General features: G+C 69.2%; 19 protein-coding genes, 1 pseudogene and 1 riboswitch. Of the genes and pseudogenes, 4 read left to right on the top strand and 16 right to left on the bottom strand.

The window, feature by feature from the left end:
* Positions 1-137: 137 nt before the first annotated feature.
* Both lpdA and ACFXKA_RS41055 read right to left on the bottom strand, forming a co-directional pair.
* Entirely contained in the window at positions 138-1,541 is a 1,404-nt protein-coding gene (gene lpdA / locus ACFXKA_RS41060; RefSeq protein ID WP_354851406.1) for a dihydrolipoyl dehydrogenase, read from the bottom strand.
* Positions 1,542-1,717: 176 nt separating this feature from the next.
* Positions 1,718-2,719, bottom strand: coding sequence for a dipeptidase (locus tag ACFXKA_RS41055; protein WP_379431610.1), 1,002 nt, complete (start codon positions 2,717-2,719; stop codon positions 1,718-1,720).
* A 115-nt stretch (positions 2,720-2,834) separates the two neighbouring features.
* Here ACFXKA_RS41055 and ACFXKA_RS41050 point away from each other — a divergent pair, with 115 nt between their 5' ends.
* Both ACFXKA_RS41050 and ACFXKA_RS41045 read left to right on the top strand, forming a co-directional pair.
* Entirely contained in the window at positions 2,835-4,883 is a 2,049-nt protein-coding gene (locus ACFXKA_RS41050; RefSeq protein ID WP_354851400.1) for a prolyl oligopeptidase family serine peptidase, read from the top strand.
* A 64-nt stretch (positions 4,884-4,947) separates the two neighbouring features.
* Positions 4,948-5,394, top strand: a pseudogene (locus ACFXKA_RS41045) (lyase family protein); the annotation flags it as partial.
* 8 nt (positions 5,395-5,402) lie between these two features.
* On the opposite strand, the gene ACFXKA_RS41040 reads toward ACFXKA_RS41045, so the two are convergent.
* The 9 genes from ACFXKA_RS41040 to ACFXKA_RS41000 form a co-directional block, all read right to left on the bottom strand.
* Complete coding sequence (locus tag ACFXKA_RS41040) at positions 5,403-6,251, bottom strand: alpha/beta fold hydrolase (protein ID WP_379431609.1); 849 nt, start codon at positions 6,249-6,251, stop codon at positions 5,403-5,405.
* A gap of 111 nt (positions 6,252-6,362) precedes the next feature.
* Positions 6,363-6,995, bottom strand: coding sequence for a TetR/AcrR family transcriptional regulator (locus ACFXKA_RS41035; RefSeq protein ID WP_245550798.1), 633 nt, complete (start codon positions 6,993-6,995; stop codon positions 6,363-6,365).
* Positions 6,996-7,707: 712 nt separating this feature from the next.
* The gene (locus tag ACFXKA_RS41030) at positions 7,708-8,313 is read right to left on the bottom strand and encodes a peroxidase-related enzyme (RefSeq protein WP_354851396.1); all 606 of its coding nucleotides are present in this window, start codon (positions 8,311-8,313) and stop codon (positions 7,708-7,710) included.
* Positions 8,306-8,869 carry a hypothetical protein gene (locus tag ACFXKA_RS41025; protein ID WP_379431608.1) on the bottom strand — a complete coding sequence of 188 codons (564 nt, stop codon included), beginning with the start codon at positions 8,867-8,869 and terminating at the stop codon, positions 8,306-8,308. The genes ACFXKA_RS41030 and ACFXKA_RS41025 overlap by 8 nt, the downstream gene beginning before the upstream one ends.
* On the bottom strand, positions 8,866-9,882 hold the full coding sequence (locus ACFXKA_RS41020; protein ID WP_379431607.1) for a putative FMN-dependent luciferase-like monooxygenase: 1,017 nt from the start codon (positions 9,880-9,882) through the stop codon (positions 8,866-8,868). Before ACFXKA_RS41020 ends, ACFXKA_RS41025 begins: the two co-directional genes overlap by 4 nt.
* On the bottom strand, positions 9,879-10,628 hold the full coding sequence (locus tag ACFXKA_RS41015) for an ABC transporter ATP-binding protein (RefSeq protein WP_379431606.1): 750 nt from the start codon (positions 10,626-10,628) through the stop codon (positions 9,879-9,881). The genes ACFXKA_RS41020 and ACFXKA_RS41015 overlap by 4 nt, the downstream gene beginning before the upstream one ends.
* Positions 10,621-11,490: an ABC transporter ATP-binding protein gene (locus tag ACFXKA_RS41010; protein ID WP_379431605.1), complete on the bottom strand. Its 870-nt coding sequence runs from the start codon at positions 11,488-11,490 to the stop codon at positions 10,621-10,623. Before ACFXKA_RS41010 ends, ACFXKA_RS41015 begins: the two co-directional genes overlap by 8 nt.
* Positions 11,471-13,306 carry an ABC transporter permease gene (locus ACFXKA_RS41005; RefSeq protein WP_379431604.1) on the bottom strand — a complete coding sequence of 612 codons (1,836 nt, stop codon included), beginning with the start codon at positions 13,304-13,306 and terminating at the stop codon, positions 11,471-11,473. Before ACFXKA_RS41005 ends, ACFXKA_RS41010 begins: the two co-directional genes overlap by 20 nt.
* The gene (locus ACFXKA_RS41000) at positions 13,307-14,467 is read right to left on the bottom strand and encodes an ABC transporter substrate-binding protein (RefSeq protein ID WP_379431603.1); all 1,161 of its coding nucleotides are present in this window, start codon (positions 14,465-14,467) and stop codon (positions 13,307-13,309) included. It abuts the gene before it with no gap.
* A gap of 163 nt (positions 14,468-14,630) precedes the next feature.
* Positions 14,631-14,747: riboswitch (SAM riboswitch) on the bottom strand.
* 94 nt (positions 14,748-14,841) lie between these two features.
* Between ACFXKA_RS41000 and ACFXKA_RS40995 the strand changes: the two genes are divergently transcribed.
* Positions 14,842-15,324: a dethiobiotin synthetase gene (locus tag ACFXKA_RS40995; protein WP_379431602.1), complete on the top strand. Its 483-nt coding sequence runs from the start codon at positions 14,842-14,844 to the stop codon at positions 15,322-15,324.
* Between the two features lie 52 nt (positions 15,325-15,376).
* Here ACFXKA_RS40995 and ACFXKA_RS40990 read toward each other — a convergent pair whose 3' ends face one another.
* A complete protein-coding gene (locus ACFXKA_RS40990; RefSeq protein WP_379431601.1) occupies positions 15,377-16,015 on the bottom strand; it encodes an HAD family hydrolase in 639 nt (212 codons plus the stop codon).
* 253 nt (positions 16,016-16,268) lie between these two features.
* Here ACFXKA_RS40990 and ACFXKA_RS40985 point away from each other — a divergent pair, with 253 nt between their 5' ends.
* A complete protein-coding gene (locus ACFXKA_RS40985; RefSeq protein ID WP_379431600.1) occupies positions 16,269-17,117 on the top strand; it encodes a GNAT family N-acetyltransferase in 849 nt (282 codons plus the stop codon).
* A gap of 30 nt (positions 17,118-17,147) precedes the next feature.
* Here ACFXKA_RS40985 and ACFXKA_RS40980 read toward each other — a convergent pair whose 3' ends face one another.
* The 4 genes from ACFXKA_RS40980 to ACFXKA_RS40965 form a co-directional block, all read right to left on the bottom strand.
* On the bottom strand, positions 17,148-17,630 hold the full coding sequence (locus tag ACFXKA_RS40980; RefSeq protein WP_379431599.1) for a MarR family winged helix-turn-helix transcriptional regulator: 483 nt from the start codon (positions 17,628-17,630) through the stop codon (positions 17,148-17,150).
* A complete protein-coding gene (locus tag ACFXKA_RS40975) occupies positions 17,623-18,057 on the bottom strand; it encodes an SRPBCC family protein (protein WP_354851363.1) in 435 nt (144 codons plus the stop codon). Before ACFXKA_RS40975 ends, ACFXKA_RS40980 begins: the two co-directional genes overlap by 8 nt.
* 148 nt (positions 18,058-18,205) lie before the next feature.
* Entirely contained in the window at positions 18,206-20,239 is a 2,034-nt protein-coding gene (gene fusA / locus ACFXKA_RS40970) for an elongation factor G (protein WP_379431598.1), read from the bottom strand.
* Positions 20,240-20,541: 302 nt separating this feature from the next.
* Complete coding sequence (locus ACFXKA_RS40965) at positions 20,542-20,889, bottom strand: YrdB family protein (protein ID WP_379431597.1); 348 nt, start codon at positions 20,887-20,889, stop codon at positions 20,542-20,544.
* Between the last annotated feature and the right edge of the window lie 389 nt (positions 20,890-21,278).

The following is a 21,278-nucleotide window of genomic DNA, read 5'->3' as shown; positions in this document are numbered from 1 at the left end:
CGCCGCCGCCGTTTTGGGGGCTCGGTGGGGGGCCCGCCCTCACGGCGCCGGGGGCCGAGTTTTTGCGGGGGCCCCGGGGCCGCTTTTCAGGGGTTCGGGGACGAAGCCCCTGAGAGCTACGAGAGTTGTTCTCCCACTCAGAAGTTGATCATATGGCCGGCCAGGCCGTGGATCGCTTCCTGGAGGGCTTCCGACAGGGTCGGGTGGGTGTGGACGTTGCGGGCCAGTTCGTTGACCGTGAGATCCCACTTCTGGGCCAGGGTCAGTTCCGGCAGCAGTTCGGAGACATCGGGGCCGATGAGGTGGCCGCCGATGAGCTCGCCGTACTTGGCGTCGGAGATGAGCTTGACGAAGCCCTGCGCGTCGCCGAGGCCGTGCGCCTTGCCGTTGGCGGTGAACGGGAAGGTCGCGACCTTCACGTCGTAGCCCTCGTCGCGGGCCTGCTGCTCGGTGAGACCGAAGGAGGCGACCTGCGGCTGGCAGAAGGTGGCGCGCGGCATCATGCGGTAGTCGCCCAGCGACATGGTCTCCGCGCCCGCGATGGTCTCGGCCGCGACCACACCCTGCGCCTCGGCGACATGCGCGAGCTGCAGCAGGGCGGTGACGTCACCGATGGCGTAGATGCCGGGGACGTTGGTGCGCATGTACTCGTCGATCGCGATGGCGCCGCGGTCGGTGAGCTGCACGCCGGTGTTCTCCAGGCCGTAGCCCTGCACGCGCGGCGCGAAGCCGACGGCCTGCAGCACCTTGTCCACGGTGACGGTCTCGATCGCGCCGGACTTGTTGTCCTTGATCGACACGGTGACCTTGGAGCCGTCGTCCTCGATGGACTGCACGGCCGCGGAGGTGGTGATGGTGATGCCGAGCTTCTTGTACGCCTTGGTGATCTCCTTGGAGATGTCGGCGTCCTCGTTCGGCAGTGCGCGGTCGAGGAATTCGACGATGCGCACGTCCACGCCGTAGTTCTTGAGGACGTAGGCGAACTCCATGCCGATGGCGCCCGCACCCACGATGAGGATGGAACCCGGCAGGTCGCGGGTGAGGATCTGCTCCTCGTAGGTGACCACGTTGGCGGACAGCGAGGTGCCCGGCAGCAGCTTGGTCTCGGTGCCCGCGGCGATGATCACGTTGTCGAACGTGATGTCCTCGGTGCCGCCCTTGGTGAGCGCGACCGAGAGCGACTTCGGGCCGGTGAAGGTGCCCTTGCCGTCGAACTCGTCGATCTTGTTCTTCTTCATCAGGAAGTGGACGCCCTTGACCCGGCCGTCCGCGACCTTGCGGCTGCGGTCGAACGCCGCGCCGAAGTCGAAGGTCGCGTTACCCGAGATACCGAAGGTCTTCGCTTCCTTGGTGAAGATATGAGCCAGCTCCGCATTGCGCAGCAGTGCCTTGGACGGAATGCAGCCCACGTTCAGGCACACGCCACCCCAGTATTTCTGCTCGACGATCGCTGTTCGCAGGCCGAGTTGAGCGGCACGGATCGCGGCGACGTAACCGCCGGGACCAGCGCCGAGAACGACGACATCGTAGTGGGAAGTCACGGCATCGAGACTAGACCTGTTGCCGGGACCTCACTCAGCCATCCCCCGCCCGCGTGAGACGGGGAACACGTGAGAGAGGTCACGCCCGCGCTCTGGATGCGACCGATCAGTACGTCGCGCCCGGCGGACCGGCCGAGATCTCCGACGGTCCGTTGATCCCGCCGGACCCGCCGCGGCTAATCCCGCCAGACCTGCCGCGCCACGCGCGCGAAATTGCCGCCGAAGACGGCCGCCCGGTCGGCGGCGGAGAAGCCGCGCGCGGCCAGCACCTCGTCCAGCCCCCGCACCCCGGACGTGCCGAGCAGGTCTTCCGGTGGCGCCCACTGCAATTGGCCGTAGCGCGTGTACTCCTCGGAATAGCTGTCCGGATTGCCGGCCAGTTCGGCGTTGAAATCGTCGGCGTCGAAGGAGTAGTCGGAGCCGATCCCGATGTGCTCGATGCCGACCAGTTCCGCGCCGTAGGCGATGTGGTCGGCCATGGCCTCGATGCGTCCGGCCCCGTCGGCGGGTTCGTTGCGGCCCAGGAAGATGCCGACCCCGTTGACACCGATCACGCCACCGGTGGCCGCGCACGCCTTGGCCTGGTCGTCGCCGATATTGCGCGGATGCGCCCACAGCGTCGCGAAATTCGAGTGGCTGTAGATCATCGGCACGGTCGTGGTCTCGGCGATGTCGAGTCCCGTGCGCCGCGAGCAGTGCGACCCATCGGCGAACACCCCGACCTCGTTGAGCGTGCGGATCAGGTCGCGGCCGTAGGCGGTGAGGCCGGTGTCGTCGGTGTCGAGGCACCCGCAGCCGGCCGCGTTGGCGTGGTTGTAGGTGGGCAGCAGCGAGCGCAGCCCCAGTTCGTGGAACAGCTCGACATTGTCGAGATCACCCCCCAGCGGCCCGCAGTCCTCGAGATCGAAGGCCAGCGCGAGGGTGGCGTCGGTCTCCGCGGTGGGGACCTCCGGCCAGGCGTCCTCGATGCTGTGCACCAGCCGGAATCGGCCGTCGGTCAGGGCGTCCCGCCGGAACTGGGTGACCAGCTCGAGCGACTCGCGAGTGGATTGCGGCGCGTAGCCGATATTGACCGAGAGATACGAGCCCAGTGGGTACCGCGTCAGCTCGGTGAGGTCCGCGGTCGGCAGCAGCGGCAGGCAGCAGTGCTGTTCCCACAGCCGGGGCTCATGCGACACGCCGAGGCCTCCTGGATCCGATCGGTAGCGAAACCGCAATCCTACTGACCGTGCGGCGGAGTGCCCGGCAATACGTTCGCGACCGGCGAACGCGCGCCTCGGCAACAATGTGGGCATGACCGGTGTTGGACAGGGCGTGACGGATCCCTACCTGTGGCTCGAAGAGGTCGAGAGCGAACGCGCCCTGACCTGGGCGGAAGAACGTAATGCGGTGTCCAGGGAGCGGTTCGCGTCCTCGGAGCGCTTCACCGACCTCGAGGCGCGCGTGCTGGCCATGCTCGACACCGACACCCGCATCGCCTATCCGGGCCGGCGCGGCCCGTGGCTCTACAACTACTGGCGCGACCGCGAGCACCCGAAGGGCCTGTGGCGGCGCACCACCTTCGCCGAGTACGCGAAGGACGAGCCGGACTGGGAGATCCTCATCGACCTGGACGCGCTGGCGGCCGCCGAGGGCGAGAACTGGGTCTGGGGCGGTGCGGCGGTGAAGCGGCCGGAGCAGCGGCGCGCGCTCATCAGCCTCTCGCGCGGCGGCGCGGACGCCAAGGTGGTCCGCGAATTCGATATCGAGGCAAAGACTTTCATCGCGCCCGAGGACGGCGGCTTCCATCTGCCCGAGGCCAAATCGGACTTCGCCTGGATCGATCACGACACCCTGTACGTGGGCACCGATTTCGGTCCCGGCTCGCTGACCGACTCCGGCTATCCGCGGGTGGTGAAGCGCTGGCGGCGCGGAACCCCGCTGGAGGCGGCGGAATTCGTGTACGAGGGCGAGGTCACCGATGTGGCCGTCTCGGCGGGCTACGACCGTACCCCCGGCTACGAGCGGCACTTCCTGAGCCGCGCCACCGACTTCTTCAACGAAGAGGTCTACCTGCTGGAGTCCGACGGCACGCTGCGTTTCATCGACGTGCCCACCGACGCCACCGAGACCTGGTACAAGCGGTGGCTGCTGGTGCGGCTGAAGTCGCCGTGGGAGGTGAACGGCGCCACCTATCCGGCCGGTGCGCTGCTGGCCGCCGACTTCGAGGCATTCCTGTCCGGCGCACGCGATTTCGAGGTCCTGTTCACCCCCGACGCGCACACCGCGCTGCACGGCTACGGCTGGACCGAGAACCACCTGCTGCTGGTCACGCTGGAGGATGTGCAGACCAAGCTGTACGTGCTCACGCCCGGCCCCGACGGCTGGACCCGCGAGCCGCTGGCCGACACCCCGGCCATGGCCAGTACCAGCATCATGAACCTGGACCGCCTCGACGGCGGCGACGAATTCATGCTCTCCACCAGTGGTTTCACCCGCCCGGCCACGCTGATGTCGGGGTCGGTGGGCAGCAGCGTGGAGGTGCTCAAGCAGGAGCCGGGCTTCTTCGACGCCGACGGCATCGTGACCGAGCAGTTCTTCGCGCAGTCCGACGACGGCACCCAGATCCCGTATTTCGTGATCCGCCACCGCGATCGTCAGGGCTCCCCGGGCCCGACCGTGATGTCCGGTTACGGCGGGTTCGAGGTCTCCCGCACCCCCAGCTACAGCGGCATGGTGGGGATGGGCTGGCTGGAGCGCGGCGGCACCTACGTCATGACCAATATCCGCGGCGGCGGCGAATACGGCCCGGAATGGCACACCTCGGTGCTGAAGGCCAACCGGCACAAGGCCTTCGAGGATTTCGCGGCCGTGGCACGGGATCTGGTGGCGCGCGGCATCACCACGCCCGGGCAGCTGGGCGCGGTGGGCGGCAGCAATGGCGGCCTGCTCATGGGCGTCATGCTGACCCGGTACCCGGAGCTGTTCGGGGCCATCGTGTGCCAGGTGCCGCTGCTGGACATGCAGCGCTACCACCTGCTGCTGGCGGGCGCGTCCTGGATCGCCGAGTACGGCGACCCGGACAAGCCGGAGGAGTGGGAGTACCTCGCGAAGTACTCGCCGTACCAGAACACCAGCCCGGACCGGCAGTATCCGCCGATCCTGCTCACCACCTCCACCCGCGACGATCGCGTGCACCCCGGCCATGCGCGAAAGATGGCCGCGCGCTTGGCATCCGAAGGCCACGACGTCTGGTACTACGAGAACATCGAGGGCGGCCACGGCGGCGCGGCGGACAACAAGCAGTCCGCCTTCCAGGCGGCGATAATCTACGAGTTCTTCACCCAGCAGCTGATGGACTGACCGCTCGCGAGGAGCCCGCTACTACCGCATCGTCGCCCGCGTCGCCGGGCTCATCGCCCACCGCATGCGGACCGTCTCCGAGCGGCTGGCGGCGGCGATCGCGGCTCAGCAGCCGCTGGGCGGCATTCGCACCGAACACGATTCGCTCGGCACCCGGGAACTGCCCGCCGAGGCGTACTACGGCATGCAGACCCTGCGCGCGATGGAGAACTTCCCGATCTCGGGCGTGAAGCTGCGCCGGTTCGGGCACCTGGTGTCCGCGCTGGCCTACGTGAAGAAGGCCGCCGCACTGGCGAACGCGGAACTCGGGTCGATCACGCAGGAGAAGGCGACGGCCATCATCGGCGCCTGCGACGAGCTGCTGGAGCCCGGCAGCCCGGCAGCGGTACGGCTGCGCGAAAACTTCATGGTCGACATGGTGCAGGGCGGCGCGGGCACCTCGACCAATATGAACGCCAACGAGGTCATCGCCAACCGCGGCCTGGAACTGATGGGGCACGCTCTGAACCGGCCCGCGAATCAGCGGTCCCGGAGCCACTTTTCGACATAGTCGAGGGTGGAGTCGGGATCGCTGATCCAGCCGTTGTGCCCGAGCGGGTCCGGATTGTGCCAGGTGGTGATGTCGGCCTCGGACAGCTTGGCGAGCAGCTGCCGCGCCGACCCGCGCGGGGTCAGCTCGTCGCCGGTCATGGTGATCGACAGGACCGGCAGTTTCAGCCGCCCGATGCGCTCCTCGTAGTCGATATCGGCTCCGGCGGGCTGGAATCGGCCGGTGCGGGCCAGCCGCGCCCAGTCGGCGATCAGCGCCTTCGACTGCCGTCCGAAGCCGCCCGCGGTGATGGTGTCGCCGGGCCAGAACCCGGCCAGATTGGCGGTCAGCGACAGCGCCGCGCTGCCCACCGCGGCCAGGCCCGTGTAGCCGCGGAAATGCGGCGTGCCGGAGGCGATGAGGATCAATCCGCCCAGCCGCCCGCGGATCCTGGAGGCGTACATGACGCCGAGCTGGCCACCCATGCTGTGCCCCAGCAGGTATGGCGTGCTCTCGGGGAACCGCTCGCGCACCACCTCGAACATGGCGGGGAAGTCCATGGCCACCAGTTCCTGATAGCCGTGGGTGCTCGGGACGCCGGGTTTCGGCCTGCTGTCTCCGTTTCCGCGGATCTCCAGCAGCGCCACATCGAAACCCCGGTCCGCCAATGGCTTCCCGAACAGCGAGTAGTACTCCCCCGGGACACCCAGGCCGGGCGCGATCACCACCACCGGCCGGGGGCTGTCGGCCGTAATCGGATGCCGGTGCGGGCCTTTCGCCGGTATCAAGCGCACCGGCACCGTCGTCCCGTCGGGCATCTGGATGGGCACGGTCTCCATGATCGGCACGCTACCCGTAAAGGTCGCGCCCGTCCGCGAGGCAGCGGACGGGCGCGAAAACGGGTCGGTGGTTGGGGGTTCGGGCCTCGGTTGACGGAGGTTCGGACCGGGTCAGGCGCTGACGGCGCCCATGATGATGCGGCGTAGCACCCGGATCACGTCGTCGAGCGGCTGGCGCGGTTCCGAACCGCTCCAGGCGTCGACCACGTAGTTCACGGCGCCGATGATGGCGAGCACGCGCATTTCGTAGTCACCGGGCGGGATTTCACCGTGCAGGGCGGCATCTTCGGCGGCGCTGGCCAGCAGCGCGCCCCAGGCGCGCCGCAGTTCCAGACGGAACTTCTCCACCTTGGGTCCCGCCCCGACGACTTCGACCAGCGCGACCCTGGCCTTGCGCGGATCTCGCCCGATGGACTCGATATAGGCGCGTACGGCGGCGTCGATGATGTCGATGGCGCTGGCGTCGGAGTGCTCGGCGATGGTGGCCGCCACGGCTTCCCGGGATTCGCGATCGATCTGCTCGTAGAGCTCGAGCAAGAGCGATTCGCGTCCGGTGAACTCCTCGTAGAACTGTCTCGAGGAGAGGCCGGCGTCCTTGCAGATGGCTCCGACAGAACTATTGGCGTATCCATCGCGCGCGAACACCGTGAGCCCGGACTCCAGAAAACGCGCACGACGCTGCCGCTGCCGGTCTTCTACGGGCTGCCCGGCGTACATTCTTCCCGCGTTCGTTTCCTGTGACATTGCGCCAGACAATACCGAAGGGCCCGATCCCCTCGTCATGGATCGGGCCCTTCGTTTGAACCTTCGACATACCGCGCGATAGCCGAAAGATGGCTCAGTGACTTCGGGCCGGGCGGCGCACCCGAGACGGTGGGTATAGGCAGGGGAACCGTCCCGGGTTCGGGACGCGGGTCCGGGGGGAGAGACTCGCGGCCCGATGTCGCATTGACCCGAAAGTCACTGATCGTTTGCCGTTCAACACGATACAGAGCAGCCGTACTGGACGGAATACTTTTCTAGGATCTTTTTAGTATTAATTTGTCGGACCCCTCGCGATGCCCGGCCGGACCAGGGCGGGAGCACTCGATGCGAGCGGAGTACCCAGCGCTTACCCACTGACTCCGGGCGCGAAACCCGTCGACACGGGCATAAAAAAGGACCCGATCCCCCCGTCGGAGATCGGGTCCTTGCACATCACCCCGGCTTCCGCGCAGTAGCCGAAAGATGGCGCTCGCGTAGCTACTTGGCGGAAACGCTCGAGGAGCCGGTTGCCAGCAACTTGAGAATGGTCTGAACGAGAACATCCGAAAGGAAGTTCGCCATGGTGGTGCTCCGATCCGCCGGGGTGCCAGTGCTTTCACTGACCGTTTGCTCTCGGCACGATACCGATCCGGTACCCACGCAGGGAAGATTTCCGATGAACTTTCTAGAACTTTTTTGAGAGAGCCCTAGATTAGGCCGGGACCTCCGGCTCGCCCAGGGTGAGCATGAGCCGGTTGGCCCACGAGAACGAGGCGGCGGACAGCACCAGATCGTGCAGCTCGGCGGCGTCGAAACCCAGCTCTCGCAGCCGCTTCAGATGAGCGGCGGACGCGCGCGGCGGATTGGCGGCCAGCGCGTCCACGAAATCGATGACGGCGTCCCACCTTTCGTCGATCCGCACCTCGTTGCCCTCGTCCAGCAACCGCTGCACATCCGCGACACGCTTGGACAGCGCAGAAGTGAAACGTGAGTGAACGGATGCGCAGTACTCACACCCGTTGCGCCGGGAGGTAACGGTCGCCGCAAGTTCGCGCTCGGCCCGGGTCAATCCCCCTCGACCGTAGAAGATCGCTCGATCATTCGCGCTGCGGTGCGCCAGCACCTCGGCATTGCGCGCGAGTAGCCGGAAGTAGGGGCCGACACCGCGATCGCCCTCGAGCAGGGGACGCTGCAACTCATCGGCATCGGCCAGCACGATGGGCTCCACCCACGGCACCCAGTCCAGCTGCTCCTGGGTGAATCCACTTGGCCGCCGGGATGTTTCGACACTGCGCACCTCGCGCCCGGGCTCACTCATCATCCGCTCCGATCAGTCGCAGCCCGGCCAGCAGCCGGACCTGGAAGTGCACGAACCCGATGAGCTGCGCCACCGTCACGATGTCGCGCTCGGACAGGCCGGCCGCGGCCAGCGCGTCGATGTCCGCGCGGGCGAGGGACGCCGGCGCGGAGGTCACCCGGGCGGCGTGCCGCAGAATGGCGGCCAGCACCGGATCGCCCTCCGCCGGAGTGGTTCCCAGCGCCGCGTAGTGCGCCGCCAGCTCCGGCGCGCCGGCCAGCTCGGCGACGGCGACCGCCGCCGCGATCAGCCGCTCCCGCCCGACGCTCGCGGTAGCCGGGCCGTCGAGCAGCGCCTCGAATACTCCCTGCGAGTGTTCGATAACCTCCGGGCGTGTCGCGCGCACCGCGCGCACCGATTCGGCTCGCGCACCCAGCACGGCATCGATGACATCGGCGCGGCGGCCCCCTGCGCCACCGCGCGAGCCGGGCGGGTCGGCGGTGGCGGAAGCAGTACTTCCGGCCACTTCCGTTGCCGCAGGTGGCGTGTCGTCGTAGGCGGTGGATGCCTCGGTCACCGGTTGGTCCTTTCGTCGGGTCGCCAACCCAGTTGCGGCGCGACCTTGGTGGCGATGAGTTCGATGGAGCGCAGGGTGGCGGGGTGGCCCGGGTCGACCGGGTGCGCCTGCACGATGAAGTCGGTGGCGTGCCGCAGCGCCGCGTCCTCCGACAGCCGCGCCACCACCTCGTCCGGGGTGCCGATGTAGATGTCGCGCAAGACCTCGTCGACGGATTCCGCCACTTCGGGTCCGCCGTTGCGGCCGAGCTGATCCAGGAACCGGGCCGCTCCGCGCTCGGCGAGGGCGACCGCCTCGTCGTGGTCGTCGGCCACGAAAACGCCCCGGGACGCGCCGATTCGCGGTTCGGCGCCCGCGCGCAGCGCGTCGAGGTAGGCGTCGACCAGTGGCTGCTGGATCTCCCAGAGGGTGGCGTCCGGCGCGGCCGGATCACGCGGCTGGGCCTTCGACAGCAGCAGTCCGTCACCGGCCCGCCCGGCCCGGCCCGCGCCCCCGGCCGAGAAGGTGGCCTGCCACAGGCGGTCACGCAGGCCGGCGGCCGGCGGGTTCAGCCCGCGGTCACCGACCAGCGGCGTACCGTCCAGGGCCGCGGCGACCCGCGCGAGCTTGTTCGCGTACACCGACTGCCGATCCGCGCCGGCCAGGTCGAACAGTTCGAAGGCGTGCCGCGACCCGCCCGCGCCGAACCCGAGCTCGAGCCGCCCGCCCGACAGCTGGTCCAGCACCGCCGCGTCCTCGGCGACCCGGATCGGATCCTCCAGGGCCAGCGTCACGATCGCGGTCCCGAAACGGATGCGCGGGAAGCGGGCGGCCGCGTGGGCGAGGAACACGAACGGGGACGGCAGCCCGCCCTCGGCCGGATCCAGGTGATGCTGCGCCACCCAGGCGGTGTCGTAGCCGAGCCGTTCGGCCAGCCCGATCTGCTCGAGCGCCTGCCGGTACACCGTGCCCGCGTCCTGCGCCGGATCGGTGCGGACCAGGCGGGTGAAGAAGCCGAGCCGTTGCGGAGTCATGTGGTCACCTTTCCGAGGTAGGCGTCGCGCACCGCCGGATCGCCGACGAGTTCCGCGGCCGGGCCGTGCAGCACGATCCGCCCGCTGCGCAGCACATTGGCGGTGTGCGCGATGCTCAGGGCCAGCTCCGCCTGCTGCTCGACGATCAGGATGGCCAGGCCCAGCTCCCGATTGAGCCGGGCGATCTCCTCCAGCACCCGATCGACGAACAGCGGCGACAATCCCATGGTGGGCTCATCCATGCAGATGAGGCGCGGTTTGCTCATGAGCGCGCGGGCGAAGGCCAGCATCTGCTGCTCGCCGCCGGAGAGCGTGCCCGCTCGCTGGGCGCGCCGCTCGGCCAGGCGCGGGAAGTGGTCGAACAGCTCGGCGGCGCGCGCGGTCAGCACCGCGCGGCGCTCCTTACGGATGTAGCCGCCGACGAAGAGGTTCTCCTCGACGGTCATGGCCGGGAAGACGCGCCGGGCCTCCGGGACCGAGGCCAGCCCGGCCCGGATCCGCGCCGACGGGGGCGTCGCACTCACGTCCCTACCGTCGACGCGCACCACGCCCGAGGACGGTTTCAGCAGGCCGAGCGCGGTTTTCATGGTGGTCGACTTGCCCGAGGCATTGCCGCCCAGCAGCGAGACGATCTCGCCGGGCCGCACCCGCAGGGAGACCTCGTCGAGCGCCCGGGACGGGCCGTAGTGCACCATCACCCGGTCGAATTCGAGGATCGGCGTGGCGTTTTCGTCGAATTCAGACATCCGCGCCGACCTTCCCGCCGGCCCGGCTGCGCCCGAGGTAGGCCTCGATGACGCGCGGATCCGCCAGCACCTCGGCGGGCGTGCCCTGGGCGATGATGCGCCCCTCGTCGAGCACGAGCACCCGGTCGGACAGGTCGTGGACCAGGTCCATCTTGTGCTCGACCAGCAGCACCGTCTGGCCCTGGGCCTTCAATGCGGCCAGCTGCCTGCCGATTTCGGCGGTCTCGGTCTGGTTCATGCCCGCGGCGGGCTCGTCGAGGAGCAGCAGGCCGGGTTCCGCGGCGAGCGCCCGCGCGATCTCGGTGCGGCGGCGATTGGCGTAGGACAGCGTGTAGGTCGCATGGTCGGCACGCGGCGCCAGGCGTTCCTCGAACCGCGCGAGCTGCGCGTCGATCCGAGCGGCCGATGCCCGCCGCTCGGCCCGCGCCGCCGGTGTCGGCGCCAGCGCCACCCCCAGTTCGGCGAGCAGCGAAATCCATTTCAGCACCGGCACATTCGCCAGCACACGCAGTGGCCGCGCCGCGCGCAGCGTGGGCTGTAGGCCGACATCGACGTTCTCGCGGACGGTCATGTTGCCGAACACGCGGCCGTTCTGGAAGGTCCGGGCGATGCCCGCCGCGGCGGCCGCCTCCGGCCGGCCCGGTCGAATCCTGGTGCCGTGCACCAGGACTGCCCCGGCATCCGGCTTCAGCACGCCGGAGATCAGATTGACCGTCGTCGACTTCCCGGACCCGTTGGGCCCGATGATCGAGACGAATTCACCCGGCGCGATGGAGAATTCGACCCCGTCCACGGCTCGCACGCCGCCGAAGGAGCGGCGCAGACCGGTGACCGTGAGCACGTCAGGCGTTGACCGGGACACGATTCCTCCTCACCAGAATTCCCTGGGGCCGGAACCGCACCACCAGCAGCAATACCAAGCCGTACAAGACGATTCGCCACGACGGCGCCAGCCGCAGCAGCTCCGGCACCCCGATCAGCACCACCGCGCCCAGCACCGCGCCGTAGGGCGAGGCGGTGCCGCCCAGCACCAGGATGGTCACCACCAGCAGCGACATCGGCAGGTTGAACACCGTCGGGTCGATGTAGGAGTACTGGTGGGCCAGCAGCGCACCGCCGATGCCGGAGAAGAACGCCGCCACCGCGAAGGCCAGCGCCTTGTAGTCGCGCACCGGCACCCCCGCCGAGCGGGCGGCCACCTCGTCGGCCCCGATGGCCCGGATGGCGATCCCCAGCCGGGACCGCTGCACGCCGACGATGACCGCCAGCACAATGGCCAGCACCACCAGCTCCAGCCGGAAAATCTGGGTGTGCGTGGTGAATTCGTACCCGAACAGACTGGGCGCGGGAATCCCGAAGATGCCGTAGCTGCCACGCGTCACCGGCTCCCAGTTGCGGATGATCGCCACCGTCACGATGCCGATGCCCAGCGTCGCGATCGCCACATAGTGCCCGCCCAGCCGCCACAGCGGCGCGGCCAGCACCGAGGAGGCCACGGCCGCGACGAGGCCCGCGGCCACGATGGCGGGCAGGAAGGCCCAGCCGTGCGACACCGTCAGCACCGCCGAGGTGTACGCGCCGACGGCTATGGGCCCCGCCTGCCCGATGGCCAGCTGTCCCGCCGACCCGGCCACCAGCGTCATGGAGACCGCGATGATGGCGTAGGCCAGGATCTGGGTGCCCACCGAGATGCCGTAATCATCCGCGATCAGCGGAATCGCCACGCCCGCAACGGCGAACGCGATCAGGGCATGCCACCAGCGCACCCGCGGTTCCCGTCCCGACCCGAGGAAGGTGCCGGTCATGGGCTCGGATTCGATGGCGGGCGGCCGGGCGAGCAGGCCGCCGGGCCGCAGCACCAGGAAGATCACCAGCAGGCCGAAGGTGATCAGATCCCGGTAGCCGTCACCGAACCAGTAGATGCCGAACGCCTCCACCAGCCCGAGCACGAAACCGCCGATGACCGCGCCCGGAATCGACCCCAGCCCGCCGATGGTGGCGGCCACGAATCCGGTCATGCCGACGATGCCGCCGCTGGTCGGTGAGATGTTCGAGTTGTAGAGGCCGACGAAGATGCCCGCCAGCCCGCCCAGTCCGGAGGCGATGGCGAAGGCCAGCGACTGCACCCGGCCCACGCCGATGCCCATCTGCGCGGCGGCGTCCGGGTCCTGCGCGGTGGCGCGAATGGCCAAACCGTGACGGCTGTAGCGCAGGAAGGCCCACAGTCCCGCCATCACCGTGAGGGTGAGGGCGAACATGACCACATCGGAGGTGCCGAACCGCACCCCGCCGGCCCGGAAGTTGTTGGTGGGCAAGACCTGCGGGAAGGGCCGCGTGTCGGGTCCGAAGACCAGGGCGACCACGTTCTCGATGATCAGCCCGACCGCCACCGTCGCCAGCAGGGCGGCAATGGCGGGGGCCCGCCGCAGCGGCCGTACCGCCAGGATGTCGATGGCGACACCGACCAGCGCCGTCGCCGCCACCACCGCGATCAACGCGGCCCACCACGGCACACCGTGCTGGGCGATCAGCCACCAGCCCAGCACCGAACCGAACGCGAAGATCGAGCCGTGCGCGAAGTTGATGACATTGCTGACCCCGAAGATGAGGGTGATGCCCACGGCGATGAGCGCGTACGCATTGCCGTGCACCAGACCCGCGATGAGCGTGTCGAACATCTATTTGACGCTTCCGACCGGCACGAATTTGCCGCTGCGCAGTTCCAGCTCGATCGGCTTCACGCCGCTGGGCCGCCGCGTCTGCTGATCGAAGGCGAAGGTGCCCAGTCCGATTCCGTCGAAGTCCTTGATCTCGCGCAGGCCCTTCAGCACGCCCTCGCGGGTGGCGCCGCCGGTCTTGGCGGCCTTCACCAGCACGTTGAGCGCGTCGTAGGCGTAGACGTTGAAATCGCCCGGGTCCGTGTTGAACTTGGCCCGGAACCTGGTGACGAAGCTCTGGATCCTGGGACTCGGATCCGACGAGGTGAAGACGCCGTTCACGATGTCGCCCTCGGCCGCCGTACCGGCCAGATCGATGAACTGCGGGGTGTTCTGGCCGGCGAAGAGCTGCCCGGTGAACCCGACATCACGCAACTGCTTGACCACCAGCGCACCGTCCGGGCCGTAACCGAGGTGCACGAAGGCGTCCGGGTTGGCGTCGCGGCCCTTGATCAGCACCGGCCGGAAGTCCTGCGAATCCGGCAGGATGGCCGAGGAGTAGGCGATCTCGATGCCCTTCTCCTTGGCGAACTGCTCGAAGAATTTGAAAGCCTGCTTGCCCCAGTCGGTTTCGAGGTAGACGACGGAGACCTTCTTCGCCTTGGACCGCACCCACTCGGCATTGCGCTCCATGTACACGTCGAGCGTGATGGAGGGGCTCCACGAGTAGTCGCCGCCCTTGGTGAAATCCACCGAGGAGTTGGTGAACCCGTACTGCACCAGCTTGCCGCGGTTGTACACCGGCGAGGCCGCGATGGAGGCGGGCGAGGAGAAGTCGCCGAGTTCGGCGATGATGGACTTGTCGCCCACGAACTTGGTGGCGATCGGCACCGTCTGCTTCGGATCCGACTGCGAATCCTCCCATTTCAGCGCGACCTTCTTGCCGTCGATCCCGCCCGCCGCATTGATCTCGTCCAGGGCCAGGTCGAAGCCCTGCTGCCAGAGCCGCCCGTACTCGGCCGACCCGCCCGTCTTCGGGCCCGACACCCCGAAGTACACGGTGTCCGACTTGCTGTCCGACGACTCGTTCCCGCACGCCGACAGCAGCCCCGCCACCGCGGTCGCCGCCGCCACACCCACCAACACCCGGAATCCACGCGACCCGGACCAGTTCCTGCTCATTGCTACCTCTGCACTCGTGCACCGACACCGCGCCGGGGCATGGGGACTCGACCGCGACCGCCGAAGGCGTACGGTGCGGGAAAGAGAATCGCCCGGATGGAATTCGGGCGCTGGGCCTCAGCCGTTGGCCGGGCGGCATCCAGACATGGACCTGTGCTCCTTCGACTAGCGCTTGCGGGGTCCGCGTGGACGCCGCCTGGTCGTCACCCGGGGCACCCCACCGCCGTGCGAGGGTTGCCGATCAGCGAGCCGGGGCTCGAACATGCTGATACTCGTGACCGTGGGCAGAACGGTAGCCGCGGCCACCCCGCGCCGACACCATTCGAATCACCCTGATGCCAACGATCCGTCCCGCATCGACGAGAGGAAAGCCCTTGCCACCCCTGCAAATTGCCGTCTGCGGCCCCAGCACCTGCACCGACACCGAGTCCGCGGCCGCCCGCGAGGTGGGCCGGCTGCTGGCCGCTGCGGGTGCGACCGTGCTGTGCGGCGGCGGTTCCGGTGTGATGGCCGCCGTCGCCGAAGGCGCTTCGGGCGCAGGTGGACTCGTCCTCGGCATCCGTCCCGGCACGGATCGTGACGCGGTCTGCCCGGGCCTGTCCGCGGCGATCTATACGAATATGGGCGAGGCCCGCAATGCGATCCTGGTGGCCTCGGCCGATGCGGTCATCGTCATCGGCGGCTCGTGGGGCACCCTGTGCGAGCTGGCATTGGCGAACCACCGCGATATTCCGGTCGTATCACTGCGCGGCTGGCAGGTGCGCGATGCCGACGGCCACGCGGTCGACGCCTCGATCCCCGCCCTCGACCCCTCGCACGCCGTGGCCCTCGCGCTCGCCCCGCCGATCTATCCGTGAGCACCCGCACCGCTCCCGGCCGGTGCGCCGAGAACGGTTGCGAGTCAACCGGTTACGCGGCGAGGTGGGCGGCCAGCCAGCACGGGAACGCGGTCAGATCGCCGAGCACCACATCCGCGCCCGCGGCCGACAGCTCCTCGGCCGCATAGGGCCCGGTGGTCACCGCCACCGACACCGCGTCGGCCACCTTGGCCGCCCGCACATCGCCGAGATGATCCCCCACATAGATCGAGGCCCCGCGCTCCCGCAGCACCTCGCCCTTCTCCTCCGCCCAGGCCCCGCCGACCAATTCGTCGACCGCCAGCCCGAGATGATCGAGATGCAACTGTGCGTGCGGCCCGTTCTTCGCCGTGATCACCAGCACCCGCCCACCGGCCCGATGCACCGCCGCCAGCGCGTCCACCACCCCCGGCAGATGCTCCGCCGCGTGCACCGCCAGATCCGGATACAACTCCCGGTACATCGCGACGATCCCCGGCACCTCGTGCTCCGGAAACCACTGCGCCGCCTCGTGCGCCAGCGGCGGCCCGAGCCGCGACACCACCAGCTCCGAATCGATCGCCACCCCGGTCCGGGCGGCCACCGCATCCCACACCGCCGCAATCCCCGGCCGCGAATCGATCAGCGTCATATCCAGGTCGAACCCGACCACCAGCCCACCGGTGACTGCACCCGAACGATCAACACCCACCCCCAGACCCTACGACCCACGTCCACCCGCCCGACCACCGTCGCACCCACTCAGGACCGTGCACGGCGCGATACCCACCGGCCGCGCCGACCGGTGCAGCCCGGGCGCTGAGTAGGCCGGCACCACCCGCACCAACCCGGGCCGCGGCATTCATGGGGTCCGGCAGGCCGTTCCGTGACGACCCGGGCAGCGGGCTCACCCGGGACGGAAAATCGCGGGCATGTCCGTTGCGTCCCGAATTAGGCTCGGGTGCATGCCAAGTGATCAGGGAACGCTTTTCTGTGGGACGGAGCTGGCGGCACGGATCGAGCGGGTCGAAGCGGAGCTCATCGCGAAGGGCAGTGCGGCGGCCGCGGACCGGGTGGGAGTCGATGCGGGGTTCGTCCTACCGGTGGCGGGCGGCGTGGCGTCGTTCGCCGAGGACGGGTCTCCGCTGAACAAGGTTGCCGGGCTCGGATTCGCGGGGATACCCGAGCCGTCGGAACTCGACGAGATCGAGCGGTTGTTCGCGGCACGGAAGACGCCGGTACAGGCCGAGGTCTCGCAGCTCGGCGATCCGGGTGTCGGCGAACTTCTCACCGCGCGCGGTTATCTGCTGGTGTCGTTCGAGAACGTGCTCGGGCTGGAGCTCGGCGGCGAACGTGCCGCGGTGGTCGCCGACGGTGTCGACGTGAATCCCAGCGGCGAGCACGAGTTCGACGCCTGGCTGGAAGTGGTCGCGGAGGGGTTCGCGCATCCCGACGCCCAGGGTGTGGCGTCGCACGAGGAATTTCCGGCCGATGTCATCGCCCGGGCCATGCGGGATCTCACCGGCGCGGCGGGGGTGCGGCGGTATCTGGCCCGGCGTGACGGGCGGGTGGCGGGCGGGGCGAGCATGCGCATGTCCCAGGGCGTCGCCCAGCTGACCGGCGCGGCAACCGATCCCGCGCATCGGCGGCACGGGGTGCAGTCGTCGCTGCTGTCGGTGCGCCTCGCCGAGGCGACCGCGGCGGGCTGCGATATCGCGGTGGTGACCACCCAGCCCGGCTCGAAGTCCCAGCAGAATGTGCAACGGCTCGGCTTCGGGCTGCTCTACACACGGGCGATCCTGGTCAAGCCCTGATCGGCCCTGACGTGCCCTGACGTGCCCTGATCAGCCCGGCAGCCGATGCGCGGCAATCGGTTTCAGGTGTTCGCGCAGCAGGTCGCCGTCGTCGCCGAAGAGCTGGGCGTCGGTGTCGACAGCGGTCTGCACACCCCGGCCGGCCAATTCCCGTCCGGCGGAGGTCAGTTCGATGCGCAGGACCCGGGCGTCGGCCGGATCGGCGTGACGGAGGAGCAGGCCGCGCTCCTCCAGCCCCCGAATCACCTTGGACGCCATCATCCGATCCGAACCGGACATGTCGGCTACCTGCTGCTGGGTCGGCAGCTCGCCCTCCCGGCTCAGCCAGCCCGCCGAGGCGAGCAGGTTGAACTGGGTGGGGGTGAGGCCGAGCGGGCGCAGATTGCGCTCCAGCGTCGCCCGCCATTCCAGCGCGGCGTGGTGCAACCAGAAGCCCGGGCTCATGAGCGGTCCCCGCGGCACGCCACGCGCCTGCCGCGAAGTTCCCGGCGCCCGCCCCGATGATTCAGCCACGCCGTAGCGCCTCCTGCTCCAGTGCCGCGAAGGTCAGCGGCATGTCCGCGCGCATGGCCTTCTCCCAGACGAGTTTGAACAAGGGCCCGAACAGCCCGTGCACCTCGACATTCTCGGCCACCCGCACGGTGCCGTCGCCGAGGGCCCGGTAGGTGCGATGGCCGCGCAGCTTCCCGAACGGAATACCCGCCTCACTGGTCCACGACTGTCCCGGCTCCACGGCGACGATGGTGAACGGCCCCGCCGGCGCCCCCTTCGGCTTGACCCACCCGGTGGTCCCGGCCGCGAACTCGCCGTCGATCCGGGACTTCTCCTCGTGCGGGTCCCATTCCGACCAGCGGGCCACATCGGTGGCGACCGCCCAGATCTTGTCGATGTCGCCGGTGATCACGGCCTCTTCGGTGAACGAGTACATCATGACTGCCATCTCCCCTCGGGAAATTCTGTTGTTGCGACAACAGTAACCGTAGTCGCGACAACAATCAACCTTCCGGGTATTCGATGGCCGCACATGACAACGGGGCCCGGTGACGGACGGCATCGATATGCCGCCGCCACCGGGCCCCGGTCACCCCTTACGGGGCGAGGGCGTACCCCAGCGGACGCGTGGTGAACGTGCCCCGGCCCTGTGTGCGGCCGCGCAAACGGGTTGCGTAGCCGAACAATTCGGCCAGCGGCACCGTGGCCGTCACCACCACGACGCCCGGGCGGGTGACCGAGCCGGTCACCCGGCCGCGCCGGGCGGCGAGGTCACCGAGCACCGCGCCGACATGGTCCTCCGGCACGGTCACGGTCAGCTCCACCAGCGGCTCCAGCACCGCCATGGCGCTGGCGCGCAGGGCTTCCCGCAGCCCCAGGCGGCCCGCGGTGCGGAACGCCGGCTCCGACGAATCCTTCGAATGCGTCGCGCCATCGGTGAGCGTGACCCGGACCCCGGTGACCGGATGACCCGCGAGCGGGCCCTCCGCCAAAGCGTCCCGGCAGCCGGCTTCCACCGCGCGGACGAACTCCGCCGGTACCCGGCCACCGACCACCGTCGACTCGAACTCGAATCCCGTTGCCCCGGGCTCGGATTCACGCAGCGGCTGCACATCGAGCACGATGTGCGCCCACTGCCCGGCCCCGCCGTCCTGCTTGGCGTGCCGGTAGGTCAGGCCCCGGACGCCGCGCACGACGGTCTCCCGGTACGCCACCTGCGGCCGGCCCACGGTCACGCTCAGCCCCCGGTCGCGGCGCAGCTTCTCCACCACGACCTCGAGGTGCAGTTCGCCCAGTCCGGCCAGCAGGGTCTGCCCGGTCTCCGGGTCGGTCCGCACCGTCAGCGACGGGTCCTCCTCGGCCAGCCGGGCCAGGGCCGGCGCCAGCTTCTCGGTGTCCGCGCCGGTCCGCGCCTCGACCGCCACCGACACCACCGGCTCGGTGAGAGCCGGCGGTTCCAGCAGCACCGGGGCGTCCGGCGCACACAGCGTCGCGCCGACCCGCACGGCCTTCGGGCCGACCAGCGCGACGATGTCGCCCGCCACCGCGGCCTCGACCTCCGCGTGCCGATCCGCCTGCACCCGCAGGATGCGCGCGACCCGCTCGCGACGACCACCGCCCACGTCCACCACGGTGTCGCCCTTCCGCAGGACGCCCGAGTAGACGCGCACGAAGGTGAGCCGCCCGGTCGGCGTGGCATGCACCTTGAAGGCCAGTGCCGCACACGGTTCCGCCGGATCCGCGGCGCGGACGGCGTCACCGGCCCCGACCGCGGGCCGGTCCAGCGGTGACGGCAGATACGCGACCACGGCGTCGAGCAGCGGCTCGATGCCGATATCGCGGTAGGCCGCGCCGCACAGCACCGGCACCACCTGGCCGGAGAGGGTGAGCTCCCGCAGCGCGGCGGACAGGGTCTCGGCGGACAGGCCGGAGCGCTCGACGAATTCCTCCAGCGCCGCCGAATTCCGCTCCGCCACCGCCTCTTCCAGTTCGCGGCGGCATTGCGCCACCTCGTCCGCGAGGTGATCCGGAACCGGGCCCGCCACGAGGCCGTTCTCCCACGTGAGAGCACGCAGGCGAACCAGATCCACCATGCCGGCGAACGCGGCGCCGGCGTACACCGGCAGCTGGACGAGCACCGGAACCGGATGCAACCGTTCGCGAATCGAGGCGACCGCGGCCCTCAGGTCGGCCCCGGCGCGATCCATCTTGTTGACGAACGCGATCCGGGGCACGCCGTAGCGGTCGGCGCGCCGCCACACCGATTCGCTCTGCGGCTCCACCCCCGCCACCGCGTCGAAAACCGCCACCGCGCCGTCCAATACCCGCAGGGACCGCTCGACCTCATCGGAGAAGTCGACGTGCCCCGGGGTATCGATGACGGTGAGCCGGTGCCCGGCCCACTCGCAGCTCACTGCCGCCGCGAAGATGGTGATGCCCCGATCCCGTTCCTGCGGATCGAAATCGGTGACGGTGGTGCCATCGTGCACCTCGCCGCGCTTGTGGGTGATCCCGGTGAGAAACAGCATCCGCTCGGTCACCGTGGTCTTCCCGGCATCCACATGCGCGAGAATCCCGAGATTGCGAACGACTGCCAAAGATTGTCGAGAAATGTTGGTACGCACGGTCATACGTCCTTCGTGCTGATCCGGAACAGAACAGCGCGATTCCCCCGGACAGGGCAGACGCCCCGGGGGTACTCAGTACCGGCCGCGCAGCCGGCACCGAGCCGGCGGAGACACCAGGATCACCTCGAAGCGCGGGCGGGCCACGACGACGTCGCGATGAACGCGCATGATCGGCCCCTTCCTGCTCTCGAGTTCGGCGGAACCTCCCGCTCCGCCGTGCGACCGTACCAGTGCAACGTTTTCGGTGTCCCGTGAATTTCCCAGGGGCCCAGTCGAGCTCGGCCGCGCTACATCCTCGGTCGGCGCTACATCGACAGATGCCCGGCATGGATCACGGCCAGATTCGCGACGACCAGGACCGGGAAGGCGACCGCGGCCGTCCGATGTCCCAGCCGCCAGAGCCCGGCGGCCGCACCGCCGAACACCACGACCCTGGTGGCCACCGCCGCCACGGGGATCGAGAAACTCGCCTGCGGTGCGGCGAACATGCCCCACAGCACCATGGCGGCCAGGGCGACGCCGCCACCCAGCAGCGCCTTGGCGAACCGGCCGCGACCGGTGCGCACGCCCCAGTAGGCCAGTGCGCCGACGGCGACGAGTTCCAGCACGAAGGCGAGGGTCAGGTTGACGGCCGTCCAGGCGGTGGTGATCATATCTACTCCGAGATCGGTGCTCTCAATTAGGATCAATGATCACTCGCCGCGGTTACCGAGTCAAGAGCAGTGCTCTCGCTTTGCGATCGGAGACGGAAATGCCAAGGGCCCCAGGCACTGTGCCAGGGACCCTTGGACGGCGAGGAGAGCGGAGGCGCTGGATTATCAACCCAAAAGAATTAGAAGGAAGGGGCCGCCGCCGGCTCGTCACCGAGTGCATCCAGCAGGCAGCCGGTCCAGAACTCCACGCCCCGGCCCACCGAATTACGCGCCGGCCGAGAAAATACCCAGAAAACGCAGAAGGCCCCCAGCATGAGCTGGGGGCCTTCGCGAAGGATGTTCCGGCGGTGTCCTACTCTCCCACACCCTGTCGAGTGCAGTACCATCGG

The organism is Nocardia sp. NPDC059228 (assembly GCF_042754245.1).
Taxonomy (GTDB): Bacteria; Actinomycetota; Actinomycetes; order Mycobacteriales; family Mycobacteriaceae; genus Nocardia.
Note: the sequence above shows the minus strand (reverse complement) of the source record. Positions and strands in the feature narration are given on the sequence as shown.